Below are 15714 nucleotides of genomic sequence, written 5' to 3'. Positions count from 1 at the left end.
GCTGTGAGGCGTTGAGCTAACCAATACTAATTGCCCGTGAGGCTTGACCATATAACACCCAAGCAATTTGCTGACGCAGATTGCGGTGGTGAAGACGAAACGACCGAAAGTTCGCAAGACCACAAATTCACATATCCGAATTGGCCAAGAGTGTTTACACGACATTCTGGCAACAGAATTTCTTGACGACCATAGAGCATTGGAACCACCTGATCCCATCCCGAACTCAGCAGTGAAACGATGCATCGCCGATGGTAGTGTGGGGTTTCCCCATGTGAGAGTAGGTCATCGTCAAGATTCATTTCGCAAAACCCCTATCTGCGCGAGCAGGTAGGGGTTTTGTCTTTCTGGCGCAGAACACTACTGCTCTGGCGCACCGCGCCCCCCAGTTCAAGGGCTGTCGCACAACCGACTGCGACACATTTCGGTGTCTGCCCCGTGATATGGTTCCGCACCAGAACCGACCAGTTACCAGAGAACGCTCAATGGCTAACAGCACCCCACTTCATCCCGGCTTCATGATCGTCCACGGCAACCGACTGGATGACCTGCGAAGCCTGGTGGTGAGCTGGATGCGGCGCTACCCGCTGGCGCCACTGGAAAACGAAATCGCCCTCGTGCAAAGCAACGGCATCGCGCAGTGGCTCAAGCTGGCCCTGGCTGAGGACCCGCAGGACGACGATCAAGGAGGTTGTGGCATCGCGGCCGCCATTGACGTGCAACTACCTGGCAGTTTCATGTGGCAGTTGTACCGGGCCATACTGGGGCGCGAAGAAATCCCCGAGGTATCCCTGCTCGACAAGGCCCCGCTGACCTGGCGCCTGATGCGCTTGCTTCCCGCCTTGATCGAACGTCCCCATTTCGAGCCGCTGCGCCGTTTCCTCACCGACGACAGCGACCTGCGTAAGCGTTATCAGTTGGCGGAACGCCTTGCCGACCTGTTCGACCAATACCAGGTCTACCGCGCCGATTGGCTGAAGGACTGGGCTGCCGGTGAGCATGTACTCAACACCGCCCGTGGCGAACGCAAACCGTTGGCCCCCGGTAATCGTTGGCAAGCCGAGCTGTGGCGAGCGCTGTTGGAAGATGTCGGCGAGCAAGGCATGGCCCAGAGCCGTGCCGGAGTGCACCAACGCTTCATCGAGCGTATCAACCAACTTCAAGACGCACCGGCGGGCCTGCCTTCACGGGTAATCGTGTTCGGTATCTCGTCCTTGCCTGCCCAGGCACTGGAGGCGTTGGCCGGCCTGGCCCGTTTCAGTCAGGTCTTGCTTTGTGTGCACAACCCATGTCGTCACCACTGGGCCGATATCGTCGCCGACAAGGACCTGCTGCGTCATCAGTACAAGCGCCAGCAGCGCAAGCAGGGCATGCCCTTGCAACTGGATGATGAATCGCTGCATCAGCATGCCCATCCCCTGCTTGCCGCTTGGGGCAAGCAGGGCCGCGACTACATCAACCTGCTCGACAGCTACGACGACCCTGGCAGCTACCGGGGCGTGTTCAGCGATGGGCGTATCGACCTGTTCAGCGACGGCGCGCCCACTACATTGCTCAACCAGTTGCAAGACGACATTCTCGAACTTCGTCCGCTCGCGGAAACCCGCGAGCGGTGGCCACAAGTCGACCCTGGCAAGGATCGTTCGGTGCGTTTCCACGTGGCCCATAGCCCCCAGCGTGAGGTCGAGATCCTCCATGACCAGTTGCTTGCCCGGTTCAGCGCCGACCCTACCCTGAGGCCACGTGACGTCATCGTCATGCTCCCGGCAATCGACACCTATGCCCCGCACATTCGCGCTGTGTTCGGTCAACTGCAGCGTAACGATCCCCGCTATATCCCCTACACCCTCACCGATCAGGGGCAGCGTGGTCGTGACCCACTGCTGATCGCCCTCGAGTACCTGCTCAAGCTCCCCGACAGCCGCTTCGCCGTCAGTGAAGTACTCGATCTGTTGGATGTCCCGACCGTTCGCGCCCGTTTCGGCATCCGTGAGAGCGACCTGCCGACACTGCATCGCTGGATCGAGGGTGCCGGTATTCGTTGGGGTTTGAGTGCCGAGCAAAGGGCCTCGCTGGGGTTGCCGGAAGGCCTGGAGCAGAACAGCTGGCGATTTGGTTTGCGCCGCATGCTGCTGGGCTATGCCGTCGGCGTGGGTGAGAGCTGCGACGGCATCGAGCCCTACGATGAGATCGGCGGCCTCGACGCTGCCTTGATCGGCCCATTGGTGGCGCTGCTGGAGGCCTTGGACGTGGCCTGCGAAGCCTTGCGCCAACCCGCTACCGCCGCGCAGTGGGGCGAGCGTCTGCACGCGCTGTTGCAGGTATTCTTCCTGGCAGAGGAAGAACACGATGAATTCCTCTTGATGCAATTGCAGGAGCTGCGCGACAGCTGGCTCGAAGTCTGCGAAACCGTGGGGCTGCAGGATTTGCTGCCGCTTACCGTCGTGCGCGAGGCCTGGCTGTCCGGTCTCGACCAGGGCAAGCTGTCTCAGCGTTTTCTCGCCGGGTCGGTGAACTTCTGCACCTTGATGCCCATGCGCGCCATTCCTTTCCGTGTAGTCTGTCTGCTGGGCATGAACGATGGCGATTACCCGCGCGCCCAGCCACCCCTGGACTTCGACCTGATGGCCAGCGATTACCGTCCAGGTGACCGCTCCCGCCGTGAAGACGACCGCTACCTACTGCTCGAAGCCGTGCTTTCGGCTCAGGACCAGCTGTATGTCAGTTGGGTCGGTCGCAGCATTCGCGACAACAGCGAGCGGCCAGCCTCGGTGTTGATTGGCCAGTTGCGTGACCACCTTGCGGCCGGTTGGCGCCTGCTCGGTGCCCAGGATGGCGAACAGCAAGACCCCGGCCAGCAACTGTTGCATGCCCTGACCCAGGAGCATCCATTGCAGCCGTTCAGCTGGCGTTATTTCCAGAAGGGCAGTGCATTGTTCAGCTATGCCCATGAGTGGCAGGTGCTGCATCAGGCAGTCGAACAGGTGCCACTCAGCGACGCACTGGCGCCCTATGACAATGAGGAGGCCCTGACGCTGATGCAACTGCAGGACTTCTTGCGTCACCCGGTCCGGCATTTCTTCAGCCAACGGTTGAAAGTGTTTTTCGAGGCGTTGGAAGCACCAACCCCAGATGAGGAACCGTTCGTGCTCGACACCCTGCAACGCTACAGCGCCAGCGAAAGCTTGCTGGGCGCCGCGCTGGCCGATCCCGACCACGCCGAGCAGGCCTTGCACGCCCAGGCCCGTCGTCTGCAGGCCTGTGGGGCGCTGCCTCTGGCGGGCTTCGGTGAACTGCTGCAGGCCGACTTGGTCGAGCCCTTGCCTGATCTTTTGCAACGTCACCGACAACTGTTGCAACGCTGGCCAACCTTGGTTGAGGGGGCGCTACCAATTCATTTCGAGCAGGGTAAGCATCGCCTCGAGGGTTGGTTGGGACGCGTCTACCAGGCCGATGACCAGAGCCTACTTAGCGTCACCACGGTACCCAATACCATCAGTGCCGGGCGCAACAACTTCAAGTGGCACCGCCTCACGGCAAGCTGGGTGATGCACCTGGCAGCCTGCGCTGCCGGTTATCCGCTCAACAGTGCCGTGGTGGCCAGTGACCTGACCCTGCTGCTGCCGCCCCTGCCACAGGCGGATGCCGCCAATCTGCTTGGCCACCTGCTCGTGGCACGCCAGGCGGCGATGAACTCACCGCTGCCGGTGGCCGCTAAGACAGCGTTCGCCTGGCTCGCCCAGGAAGACCCGGAGAAGGCCCTGGCCGCCGCTGAGCGTGCCTATGAAGGGGATGGCCGAACCAGCTTTGGCGAACGCAGCGAAAGCCTCGCCCTGGCGCGCCAGTTCCGCGACTTTGCCGCACTCATGGCCGACGAGACCTTCGAGGGCTGGTGCGAGACCCTGTACCGACCGTTATTTACCGCACCCTGGCAAACCCTGGGTAACCCGGAGAGTGGCGCATGACCCAGGTTCGACCTCTGGCATTGAGTTTTCCCCTGCATGGCAGCCAGCTGATCGAGGCCAGTGCCGGTACGGGCAAGACGTTCACCATTTCCGCACTGTACCTGCGCCTGATCCTCGGCCACGGCGGCGAACAAGGCTTTGGTCGCGAACTGCTGCCACCGCAAATTCTCGTGGTGACCTTCACCGATGCCGCCACCAAGGAGTTGCGCGAGCGCATTCGTGCCCGCCTGGCCGAGGCTGCACGCTTCTTCCGGGGCGAACTGGCCGCCGCCGATCCGCTACTGCAGCAGCTGCGTGACGACTATCCCGAGCACGACTGGCCGCGCTGCGCCAGCCGTCTGGAAATCGCCGTTCAGTGGATGGATGAAGCCGCAGTATCTACCATTCACGGCTGGTGCCAGCGCATGTTGCGCGAGCATGCCTTCGACAGTGGAAGCTTGTTCACGCAGAGCCTGGAGACCGACCACAGCGAGCTGCTGGGCCAAGTGATGCGCGACTACTGGCGACGCTTCTGCTACGCCATGCAGGGCGAAGCACTGGCCTGGGTGCGCGACCACTGGGGCAGCCCGGACGCGCTGCTTCCCCGTATTCGTCCGCTGTTCGGGCGAGTGGCCATCGACCTGGACGGGCCAGAGCCACAAGCGTTGATCGAGGCTGCGCTGCGCCAGCGCGGTGAACAGCTGCGCCAACTCAAGGCGCCCTGGGCGCAATGGGCCGACGAGCTACAGCAGCTCTGCCAGGATGCCGTCGCTGCCAAGCAGGTCGACGGACGTAAACTACAGGCGCGGTTTTTCGTCCCATGGTTCGACAAGCTGCGTGCCTGGGCCAGCGACGATCAGCTCGCGGAGCTGGAACTGGGCACCGGTTTCACACGCCTCACCCCAGACGGCATGGCCGAGATCTGGAAGTCGGGCGCGCCTCCGGCGCATCCCGGACTGGATGCCATGCAGTCGCTTGAGCAGCAATTGCAGGCCCTGGCCAGTCCCGACGCACGCTTGCTGGAACAGGCTGCGGGCTGGGTATCGGCACGCTTTGAAGTGGAGAAGCGCCGCCGTGCGGAAATGGGCTTCGACGACATGCTGACGCGATTGCAGCAGGCATTGACGAGCGAGGCTGGTGAGCGCTTGGCGGGACTGATACGCGAGCAGTTCCCCGTGGCGCTGATCGACGAGTTCCAGGACACCGACCCGGTGCAGTACGGCATCTTCGAGTGCATCTACCGGATTACCGAGAATCGCCGGGAAACCGGTCTATTCATGATCGGCGACCCCAAGCAGGCGATCTACGCTTTCCGCGGCGCCGACATCCATACCTACCTGACTGCCCGACGTGCCACCGCCGACCGACTGCATAGCCTGGACACCAACTACCGGTCCAGCCAGGCCATGGTCGCGGCAGTCAACCAAGTGTTCCTCCAGGCAGAAGGCCGGACGCAGGGGCGAGGGGCGTTCCTGTTCCGCGAGGCGCATGACAACCCATTGCCCTTCGTAGAGGTGAAGGCCAAAGGTCGAAGCGAGCAATTGCTCGTCGATGGCCAGCCATGCGCGGCACTGCATTGCTGGCGACTGGAGCGTGACGAACCGATCTCCAGTACGCTCTACCGGCAGCAACTTGCGGCCAGCTGCGCCAGCCACATCGTGACCCTGCTCAACGGCGGCCAGCAGGGCACGATCGGCTTCGGTAAGGGGGATGGCGACTGGCGTCCCTGCCTGCCTTCGGATATCGCCATCCTCGTGCGCGACGGCAACGAAGCGCAGTTGATTCGCAGCGAACTGGCGGCGCGCAGCGTGCGCAGTGTGTACCTGTCCGACAAGGACTCGGTGTTCGCCGCCCAGGAAGCCCATGACCTGCTGGCCTGGCTCAAGGCCTGCGCCGAGCCGGACTCCGAGCGCCTGCTCAAGGCTGCCCTGGCCAGCCTCACCCTCGACCTGCCGCTGGCCAGGCTGGACCAGCTCAACCAGGATGAGCGGGTCTGGGAAGACTGGGTGATGCGTTTTCGTCACTACCGCGAACTCTGGCAGCGCCAGGGCGTGCTGCCGATGCTGCGCCACTTGTTGCACGACTTCGAGCTGCCCCGAACCTTGCTTGGCCGCACCGACGGCGAGCGTGTACTGACCAACCTGCTGCACCTGGCCGAGCTGCTGCAACAGGCCGCCACCGAACTGGATGGCGAGCAGGCGCTGATCCGTCACCTGGCCGAGCACCTGGCCAACTCGGGCCAGGCCGGCGAGGAGCAAATTCTGCGTCTGGAAAGCGATGAGCAGTTGGTCAAGGTAGTCACGATTCACAAGTCCAAGGGCCTGGAGTATCCGCTTGTCTATCTGCCGTTCATCTGCACCAGCAAACCGGTGGATGGCTCACGACTGCCGCTGGCCTGGCACGACGGCGCGGGCAACGCCCACCTGACCTTGACGCCCACCCCAGAACAGATAGCTCAGGCCGACGACGAACGCCTCGCCGAGGACCTGCGTCTGCTCTACGTGGCCCTCACCCGCGCCCAGCATGCCTGCTGGCTGGGTATTGCCGATCTCAAGCGTGGCAACCAGAAAAGCTCGCAGTTGCACCGTTCGGCGCTGGGTTACTTGCTCGGCGGCGGGCTGGCGCTTCCCACCTCTGAACTGTTGGCGGACTGGTTACAGGCATTGGCGTCGGCTTGCCGCCATATCGTCTGCTCCAGCCCTCCTGAAGTCGATGAAACGCTGTACAGCGCACCGCGCAGCGAGCAAGAAATGGTGCCGGCGCGCAAACCGCGTCGGGCCGCGGCCGAGCATTGGTGGATCGCTTCCTACAGTGCGCTGCGGGTTGGCGAACAAACCCTGGGGGCAGACAGCTCCCTGGCTCAGCAACTGCTCGATGATGAAGCCGTCGATGCCCAACGGGTGCGTGAAGTGCCAGCCGAAGGGGGGGATATCCACCGCTTCCCCCGCGGACCGAACCCCGGCACCTTCCTCCATGGCCTACTCGAATGGGCCGGTCGCGAGGGCTTTGCCGAGGTCAGCGCCAACCCCAGGTTGCTCGAACGCACGGTGGGCCAACGCTGCAATCGGCGAGACTGGACCGGCTGGATTCCGGCCTTGAGCCAGTGGTTGCAGCGGCTGCTGACCGAGCCGCTGTCGATCGACGGTGGCGATGCGACGCTGTCACTCGCCCAGTTGCGGCACTACCAGATCGAGATGGAGTTCTGGTTCGCGAGCCACCAGGTCGACGCCGAGCAGCTTGACCGCCTGGTGGCACGCTACACGCACCCCGGTGCTGGCCGTCCGGCTGCCCAGCCGACGCTGCTCAATGGCATGTTCAAAGGATTCATCGACCTGGCCTTCGAGCGCGATGGCCGCTATTACGTGGCGGACTACAAGTCCAATTGGCTCGGTCCCGACATCCAGGCCTATGACGGCATGGCCATGGAAAAAGCCATCCTGGAGCACCGTTATGACCTGCAATACGTGCTGTACCTGCTGGCCCTGCATCGCCAGTTGCGCGCACGACTGCCTGACTACGACTACGACCGCGATGTCGGCGGTGCACTGTTCATTTTCCTGCGGGGAGCCAGCAGCGGCCACGGCGTGTACTTCGCCAAACCTCCCCGAGTGCTGATCGACGCGCTGGATGCCCTGTTCCGTGGCGTTCACCAACCCGAACAGCAGGACCTGTTTGCCGGAGTCGCGCCATGAGCCGAAGCCTTGACGATCTTTTGCCCACGCCGCTGGATGCCGAGCACCTGCAGGCACTGGCGCCGCAACGTGACAGCAACGACCTGTTGCAATTGCTCGACCGTTGGGTAGAGCGGGGCTGGCTACGCGCCCTGGACCGCGCGTTCGTGTCGTTTCTCGAAGAGCGGGCGCCGGGCAGTGATCCTTTGTTGCTGCTGGCGGCGGCGCTGGCCAGTCATCAGCTGGGCCATGGCCATGTCTGTCTGGACTTGCAGCAGACCTTGGCCGAACCGGACTTCGCCCTGTCACTGCCGCCCGAAGGCGATGCCTTGGCCGGTCCGCTGATGCTGCCCTCGCAACTGCTGGCGAATCTGGACCTCTCTACCTGGCGCCAACGTATCGCCGCCAGCCTACTGGTGGCCGCCGGCGATAGTCATGAGCAGCGTTCGCGTCCATTGGTACTCAGTGGCGAGCGCCTTTACCTGCGCCGGTACTGGAGCTACGAACGGCAGATCGACCAGACGCTGCGCCAACGCCTGGGCCGCGGCGAGGTACCGCCCGATGAACTGCCCGAACGTCTGGCCCAGTTGTTCGATGGTGGCTCACCGGCAGGCCAGGTGGACTGGCAGAAGCTCGCGTGTGCCCTGGCCACGCGGGCAGGCTTCAGCATCATCACTGGCGGCCCCGGCACCGGCAAGACCACCACGGTGGTGCGCCTGCTGGCGCTGCTGCAGGCTCCGGCGGTCGAGCAGGGCCGGCCTCTGCGCATCCGCCTGGCCGCGCCGACCGGCAAAGCCGCTGCTCGCCTGACCGAGTCCATTGGCCAGCAGGTCGAGCGGCTGCAGGTCAGCGCCGAGGTACGCGGGCAGATTCCCACCGACGTGAGTACGGTGCACCGCTTGCTGGGCAGTCGCCCAGGGTCTCGGCATTTCCGTCATCACAGCGCCAATCCGTTGCCGTTGGATGTACTGGTGGTCGATGAAGCCTCGATGATCGACCTGGAGATGATGGCTAACCTGCTCGATGCCCTGCCGCCAAGGGCCCGCCTGATTCTGCTGGGCGACAAGGACCAGCTGGCCTCGGTCGAGGCCGGTGCCGTGCTGGGTGACCTGTGCCGGGACGCGGAGGAGGGCTGCTATTCGCCTGAAACCCGAGCCTGGCTTGAGCAGGTGGGCGGCCAATCGCTGGCCAACAGCGGTCTCAAGGCCGGTGATGCACAGCGCAACCCACTCGCCCAGCAGGTGGTGATGCTGCGTTTCTCCCGCCGCTTCGGCGAGGGCAGTGGTATCGGCCAACTGGCTCGTCTGGTCAACCGCCAGGAGGCGCAAGCTGCGCGCGACTTGTTGACCTTGCCACCGGCGGACGTGTTTGGCCTTGCCCTGCGCGGTGAACAGGATCGTGCCTTCGACCGCCTGTTGCTCGATGGCCTGAACCGGGGCGAGGAGGGGCCACACGGTTACCGTCACTACCTGCGTGCCATCGGGCGTTTTCGCCCCGCGCCAGGCACCGCCTTCGACGACCCACGCTGGCAGCAATGGGCGAGCAAGGTGCTGCAGCATTTCGAGGACTTCCAGCTGCTGTGCGCGGTGCGCAAGGGCGCCTGGGGGGTGGAAGGGTTGAACGAGCGGGTGACTCGCGTGCTGCACAATGCAGGCCTGATCAATAGCCAGCAGCCCTGGTACGAGGGGCGTCCAGTCCTGGTGACGCGAAACGACTACGGCCTGGGGCTGATGAATGGCGACATCGGGATCGCCCTGTACCTGCCGGATGAACAGGGCCAGCCCCTGTTGCGCGTGGCCTTCCCACGTAACGACGGCAGTGGCGGTGTGCGTTTCGTCCTGCCCAGCCGCCTTAACGAAGTGGAGACGGTGTTCGCCATGACGGTGCACAAGTCCCAGGGCTCGGAGTTCAGCCATACCGCCCTGGTACTGCCCGATGCCCTGAACCCGGTGCTGACCAAGGAGCTGGTGTACACCGGCATCACGCGCGCCAAGCACTGCTTCAGCCTGATCGAGCCGCGCCAGGGTATTTTCGAAGAGGCGGTGATGCGTAAGGTCCGGCGTATCTCGGGGCTGATGCTGGAGCAGGTCTAGCCGCCTGTGGGGCGGCGTTATGCTATCGTTGCGAAATAATTTGAAAGGGATGTGAGAGATTTCCCACATGACAGGGGCTGGGGGACGGTTGTCGCGCTGCGCGCTTTCGCTGCTTCTGGCTGCTCTGTCGCTATTGGCAGGCCCTGTGCGCGCCGACGCCACGGCGACGGCCGAGCAGGCGCAACAGCGGGCCAAGGCCGTCACTCAGGTAGTGCTGGGGATCTTCAGCTATGCCCGTTGGCCGGTGCCACCTTCGCCGTTGCGCTTGTGCCTGGTCGGGCCTACCGAATATGCCGACGACCTGATCAAAGGCAATGTCCAGAACGCCGGCCAGCCGCTTCAGGTGCGCCGCCTGTTGGCCGACGATGCCCAGCTCGCCCAGTCCTGCGATGCGCTGTACATCGGCAGGCTTGACCCCGGCCAGCGTGACCGCCTCTTCCAGTCGGTTAGCGGCCACCCGGTGTTGAGCATCAGCGAGGCTGACGACCCCTGCACGGTGGGCAGCCTGTTTTGCCTGCGGGTCACTGACCAGCAGGTCGCCTTCGAGGTGAACCTCGACTCCGTGGCGCGCTCAGGCGTTCGTATTCACCCTAGCGTGCTGCAATTGTCGCGGCGTCGAGCGGTGCAGCCATGAAGCCTGGCAAGCAGCGTAATGCACGCCCGACCCTGCGCTCGGTGCTGAGCCGTGGCCACCTCAGCGTGGCGTTGCTGGCAGTGGGGCTGGCCGGTATATCCCTGACCCTGCTCGGGGTGCTTGCCCTGCAAGCTTATGCCAATCACAACCTGCACTTGATTGCCCGCTCGATCAACTACACCGTCGAAGCCGCCGTGGTGTTCGACGACAGTGCCGCGGCCAATGAGGCGTTGGCGCTGATCGCCAGCACCGAAGAGGTGGCCGAGGCCAAAGTCTTCAACAACGATGGCGATCAGCTTGCGCACTGGCAACGCCGCGATGACAGCATGCTTGCCCATCTGGAAGCCCGGGTGGCAACTGCCTTGCTGGACGAACCGATCAACCTGCCGATTTTTCATCAGCAGCAGAAGGTGGGGCATATGGAGCTGGTTGGCCAGGGCCGCAGCCTGTTGTTATTCCTGCTCAGCGGATTGTGCGGCATTCTGTGCTGCACTCTGTTGAGCGCGGTGGTTGCCCTTTACCTGTCGCAACGCATGCTGGGCGACATTGTCCGCCCGCTGCGCGGCCTGGCCAGCGTCGCCCATGCCGCGCGCCGTGAGCGCAGTTTCGACCGTCGCGTGCCGGAAGCACCCATTGCCGAGCTCAACGAACTGGGTAACGACTTCAATGCCTTGCTCGATGAACTGGAGGTCTGGCACAGCCACCTGCAGAACGAGAACCAGACCCTGGCCCATCAAGCCAGCCACGACAGCCTCACCGGCTTGCCCAACCGCGCGTTCTTCGAAGGCCGTCTGAACCGCACGGTGCGCAATGCGGCCCGTCAGGGCGATCACCTGGCACTGTTGTTCCTCGATAGCGACCATTTCAAGCAGATCAACGACAGCCTCGGCCATGCCGTGGGCGACGAAGTGCTGATCTGTGTTGCCGAGCGCGTTCGCGCCCAGTTGCGCGAACACGACTTGGTGGCGCGCCTTGGCGGTGATGAATTCGCCGTGATCCTGACACCGATGCAGTCGCGCGAAGATGCCGAGCGCATTGCCGAGAAGATCGTTGCCAGCATGAAGCTGCCCATCCAACTGGACAGCGGCAGCAGCATCAGCACGTCGGTGAGCGTGGGCATCGCTTACTACCCGCAAGATGGCACCGACCCTGCCAGCCTCCTCAATGCCGCCGATGCGGCGATGTACCAGGCCAAGCGCAGGCGTCGGGGTCATTGGCAAGCGGCGCAGACGGAGTAGTCCGCCGCAAATGTAAAAGACAGGAGTTGAACCGTGATACTGCGTTTACGTTTTCCCTTCGTTGCGTTGTTGCTGACCCTGCTGGCGCTGGGTGGTTGCCAGAGTGCGCCACCCAAAGGACTGAGTGCCGAACAGATCGCTGTCCTCAAGCGTGAAGGGTTTGCTCCGACTGAGGAGGGTTGGGCTTATGACCTGTCGGGCAAGGTGCTGTTCGGCAGCGACCTGGACAGCCTCAACGGCCAGAGCGAGGCGATAGTCGAGCGGATCGGCAAGGCGTTGTTGAGCGTGGGTATCCAAGGTGTGCGGGTCGACGGCCATGCCGATGCCTCGGGCAAGGCTGCCTACAACCAACAGCTTTCCGAGCGCCGGGCACAGAGTGTGGCCAGGGCTCTGATTGGCATCGGCATGCCGGCACAGAACATTCAGACCCGAGGTCTGGGCAGCAGTCAGCCGGTTGCAGACAACCGCAGCAGCGCTGGGCGCATGGAAAATCGCCGTGTGTCGATCGTGGTGGCGTCGTACTGAATCTTGCGCGATCACGGTAGAAGCCAACACGCCGGCTCCTACCGTGGCCTTGTGGCCTCTCAGGTCTGAACGAACCGCATCTTGCGCGTTTCACCCATCAACAGCGGTGCATTCGCCTCGGTCACCTCACGTATGTAATCCCACAGCAAGGTAATCCGCTTCAACTTGCGCAAGTCCTCCCGGCAATACATCCAGAACTGCCGCGTCACTTCGATCTCCTCCGGCAGCACCGTCACCAGCCGCGGATCCTGCGCCGCCAGGAAGCACGGCAGAATCGCCAGTCCTCGACCCTGCAGCGCGGCGGTGAACTGGGCGATCACGCTGGTGCTGCGCAGGTGCGCACTGGCATTGGGAATCAGGTTGGCCAGGTACAGCAGCTCCGAGCTGAACGCCAGGTCATCCACATAGCTGATGAACGGATGCTCGACCAGATCGCTCACCTGGCGAATCGGCGCGTGGCTGTCCAGGTACTCCTGGGTGGCATACAACCGCAGGCGGTAGTCGCACAGCTTGCAGCACACGTACGGCCCATGCTCCGGACGTTCCAGGGCAATCACGATATCCGCCTCGCGCTTGGACAGGCTGATGAAGTGCGGCAGCGGCAGGATATCCACCGAAATGGCCGGCCAGGCATCGACGAAATGGCTCAATTGCGGGGTGACGAAGAAGCTGCCGAAACCCTCGGTGCAGCCCATGCGTACATGCCCCGACAACGCTACCCCAGAACCGGAAACCTGTTCGCAGGCCATGTGCAGGGTGCTTTCGATCGACTCGGCATAGCCCAGCAAGCGCTGGCCCTCGGCCGTGAGCACGAAGCCGTTGGTGCGTGATTTTTCGAACAGTAAGGTGCCCAGGGCGCCCTCCAGCGAGCTGATGCGCCGCGATACCGTGGTGTAGTCGACGCTCAGACGCTTGGCGGCGCTGCTGGCCTTGCGGGTGCGTGCCACTTCGAGGAAGAACTTGAGATCGTCCCAGTTCAGCGCGCTCAATGAGGTGAGGTCTTTTTGCATGATGATCCGGTTTTTTTGTGCGTTCTTGTTGGATGTTTGCACATCTATACTCGAAAAAAGCCCCAAGACCCAAGCGCCACCTCGCGTTTGCCCCCGGCGCTGGCGATCTCGTCCTGACAATAATTCCAAGGAGAACGCAGATGAACGCACCGCAATCCCCCGACCAGACCAAGGTCGAACAGGTCAAGCTGCTGATCGATGGCCAATGGGTCGAATCGAAGACCAGCGAATGGCGTGACATCGTCAATCCGGCCACCCAGCAGGTGTTGGCGCGGGTTCCCTTCGCCACTGTCGAGGAAGTGGATGCTGCTGTGGCCGCCGCCCAGCGCGCCTTCCTGACCTGGCGCGACACCCCGATCGGCGCACGCATGCGCATCATGCTCAAGCTGCAGGCGTTGATCCGCGAGCACACCAAGCGCATCGCCCAGACCCTCAGCGCCGAGCAGGGCAAGACCCTGGCCGATGCCGAAGGCGATATCTTCCGTGGCCTTGAAGTGGTCGAGCACGCAGCGTCCATCGGTACCCTGCAGATGGGCGAGTTCGCCGAGAACGTCGCCGGTGGTGTCGACACCTACACCCTGCGCCAGCCCATCGGCGTGTGTGCAGGCATCACCCCGTTCAACTTCCCGGCGATGATCCCGCTGTGGATGTTCCCCATGGCCATCGTTTGCGGCAACACCTTCGTTCTCAAGCCATCCGAGCAGGACCCGCTGTCGACCATGATGCTGGTCGAGCTGGCGCTGGAAGCCGGCGTGCCAGCGGGCGTTCTGAACGTGGTCCATGGTGGCAAGCAAGTGGTCGATGCGATCTGTACCCACAAGGACATCAAGGCCATCTCCTTCGTCGGCTCCACCGAAGTCGGCACCCACGTCTACAACCTGGGCAGCCAGCACGGTAAGCGCGTGCAGTCGATGATGGGCGCCAAGAACCATGCCGTGGTACTGCCCGATGCCAACCGCACGCAAACCGTCAATGCTCTGGTCGGCGCCGCTTTCGGCGCAGCCGGCCAGCGCTGCATGGCCACGTCGGTGGCGGTGCTGGTGGGCAAGGCCCGTGAGTGGCTGCCGGACATCAAGGCGGCGGCGAGCAAGCTCAAGGTCAATGCTGGTTGTGAACCAGGCACCGATGTGGGCCCGGTGGTATCCAAGCGCGCCAAGGAGCGTGTTCTGGGCTTGATCGAAAGCGGTATCAAGGAAGGCGCCAAGCTTGAACTGGATGGGCGCGATGTGAAGGTCCCAGGCTACGAGCAGGGCAACTTCGTTGGCCCGACCCTGTTCTCTGGGGTGAAAACCGACATGCAGATCTACACCCAGGAGATCTTCGGCCCGGTGCTGGTGACCCTGGAAGTCGACACCCTCGATGAAGCCATCGCCCTGGTCAACGCCAACCCGTTCGGCAACGGCACCGGCCTGTTCACCCAGAGTGGCGCGGCGGCGCGCAAGTTCCAGAGCGAGATCGACATCGGCCAGGTCGGTATCAACATCCCGATCCCAGTGCCGGTTCCGTTCTTCAGCTTCACCGGTTCGCGCGGCTCGAAGCTGGGCGACCTGGGCCCGTACGGCAAGCAAGTGGTGCAGTTCTACACTCAGACCAAGACCGTCACCGCCCGCTGGTTCGATGACGACAGCGTCAATGACGGCGTGAACACCACCATCAGCCTGCGCTAAGGAGATCGCCATGCGTATCGCATTCATCGGCCTGGGCAACATGGGTGCCCCCATGGCCCGCAACTTGATCAAGGCCGGGCACTCGTTGAACCTGTTCGACCTGAACAAGACCGTGTTGGCCGAGCTTGCCGAGCTCGGGGGGCAGGTCAGCGCCTCGCCCAAGGACGCGGCTGCTGGCAGCGAACTGGTCATCACCATGTTGCCGGCTGCGGCCCATGTGCGCGCCGTGTACCTCAACGAAGAAGATGGCGTACTGGCGGGCATCCGCCCCGGTACGCCGACGGTGGATTGCAGCACCATCGACCCGCAGACCGCCCGCGATGTATCCAAGGCCGCCGCGGCCAAGGGGGTGGACATGGGCGATGCTCCGGTGTCTGGCGGCACCGGCGGCGCGGCGGCTGGCACATTGACGTTCATGGTCGGCGCCAGTGCCGAGCTGTTCGCCACCCTCAAGCCAGTGCTGGAGCAGATGGGCCGCAACATCGTGCATTGCGGTGAGGTCGGGACCGGGCAGATCGCCAAGATCTGCAACAACCTGCTGCTGGGCATCTCCATGATCGGAGTGTCCGAAGCCATGGCCCTGGGCAATGCGCTGGGCATCGATACCAAGGTGCTGGCCGGCATCATCAATAGCTCGACCGGGCGTTGCTGGAGTTCCGACACCTACAACCCATGGCCGGGCGTCATCGAGACCGCCCCGGCGTCACGGGGCTACACCGGAGGTTTTGGTGCCGAGTTGATGCTCAAGGACCTGGGGTTGGCCACTGAGGCTGCGCGGCAGGCGCACCAACCGGTGATTCTCGGCGCCGTCGCCCAGCAGTTGTACCAGGCGATGAGCCTGCGGGGGGACGGTGGCAAGGACTTCTCGGCGATTGTCGAGGGGTATCGCAAGAAGGATTGACGAGCGAGGCTTGATCGCGGGTTGGGTGCTT

The 15714-nt window shown here is 63.3% G+C and carries 9 protein-coding genes and 1 rRNA gene; 9 read left to right on the top strand and 1 reads right to left on the bottom strand.

The window, feature by feature from the left end; all coding sequences use genetic code 11:
• The first annotated feature begins 181 nt into the window (after positions 1-181).
• From rrf to yfiB, 7 genes are all read left to right on the top strand, one after another.
• Positions 182-297, top strand: a 5S ribosomal RNA gene (gene rrf, locus H620_RS0118435).
• Between the two features lie 188 nt (positions 298-485).
• Positions 486-3965 carry an exodeoxyribonuclease V subunit gamma gene (recC, locus tag H620_RS0118430; RefSeq protein ID WP_027907833.1) on the top strand — a complete coding sequence of 1160 codons (3480 nt, stop codon included), beginning with the start codon at positions 486-488 and terminating at the stop codon, positions 3963-3965.
• On the top strand, positions 3962-7636 hold the full coding sequence (recB, locus tag H620_RS0118425) for an exodeoxyribonuclease V subunit beta (protein ID WP_027907832.1): 3675 nt from the start codon (positions 3962-3964) through the stop codon (positions 7634-7636). The genes recC and recB overlap by 4 nt, the downstream gene beginning before the upstream one ends.
• Complete coding sequence (recD, locus tag H620_RS0118420; RefSeq protein ID WP_023378668.1) at positions 7633-9708, top strand: exodeoxyribonuclease V subunit alpha; 2076 nt, start codon at positions 7633-7635, stop codon at positions 9706-9708. The genes recB and recD overlap by 4 nt, the downstream gene beginning before the upstream one ends.
• 67 nt (positions 9709-9775) lie before the next feature.
• Positions 9776-10342: a regulatory sequestration protein YfiR gene (gene yfiR, locus H620_RS0118415; protein ID WP_027907831.1), complete on the top strand. Its 567-nt coding sequence runs from the start codon at positions 9776-9778 to the stop codon at positions 10340-10342.
• Positions 10339-11580 carry a diguanylate cyclase DgcN/YfiN gene (gene dgcN, locus H620_RS0118410; RefSeq protein WP_027907830.1) on the top strand — a complete coding sequence of 414 codons (1242 nt, stop codon included), beginning with the start codon at positions 10339-10341 and terminating at the stop codon, positions 11578-11580. Before yfiR ends, dgcN begins: the two co-directional genes overlap by 4 nt.
• Positions 11581-11613: 33 nt before the next feature.
• Positions 11614-12105, top strand: coding sequence for an outer membrane lipoprotein YfiB (gene yfiB / locus H620_RS0118405; protein ID WP_027907829.1), 492 nt, complete (start codon positions 11614-11616; stop codon positions 12103-12105).
• 59 nt (positions 12106-12164) lie between these two features.
• On the opposite strand, the gene H620_RS0118400 is transcribed toward yfiB, so the two are convergent.
• Positions 12165-13115 (bottom strand): LysR family transcriptional regulator, encoded by a 951-nt coding sequence (locus H620_RS0118400; RefSeq protein WP_027907828.1) that lies wholly within the window; start codon positions 13113-13115, stop codon positions 12165-12167.
• A gap of 140 nt (positions 13116-13255) precedes the next feature.
• On the opposite strand from H620_RS0118400, the gene H620_RS0118395 reads away from it, so the two are divergent.
• Together H620_RS0118395 and mmsB are read left to right on the top strand one after the other, a co-directional pair.
• Positions 13256-14782 (top strand): CoA-acylating methylmalonate-semialdehyde dehydrogenase, encoded by a 1527-nt coding sequence (locus tag H620_RS0118395; protein WP_023378674.1) that lies wholly within the window; start codon positions 13256-13258, stop codon positions 14780-14782.
• Positions 14783-14792: 10 nt separating this feature from the next.
• Positions 14793-15683: a 3-hydroxyisobutyrate dehydrogenase gene (gene mmsB, locus H620_RS0118390; RefSeq protein ID WP_023378675.1), complete on the top strand. Its 891-nt coding sequence runs from the start codon at positions 14793-14795 to the stop codon at positions 15681-15683.
• Positions 15684-15714 lie beyond the last annotated feature (31 nt).

This window comes from Pseudomonas taiwanensis DSM 21245 (assembly GCF_000425785.1).
In the GTDB taxonomy this organism is placed as follows: Bacteria; Pseudomonadota; Gammaproteobacteria; order Pseudomonadales; family Pseudomonadaceae; genus Aquipseudomonas; species Aquipseudomonas taiwanensis.
Note: the sequence above shows the minus strand (reverse complement) of the source record. Positions and strands in the feature narration are given on the sequence as shown.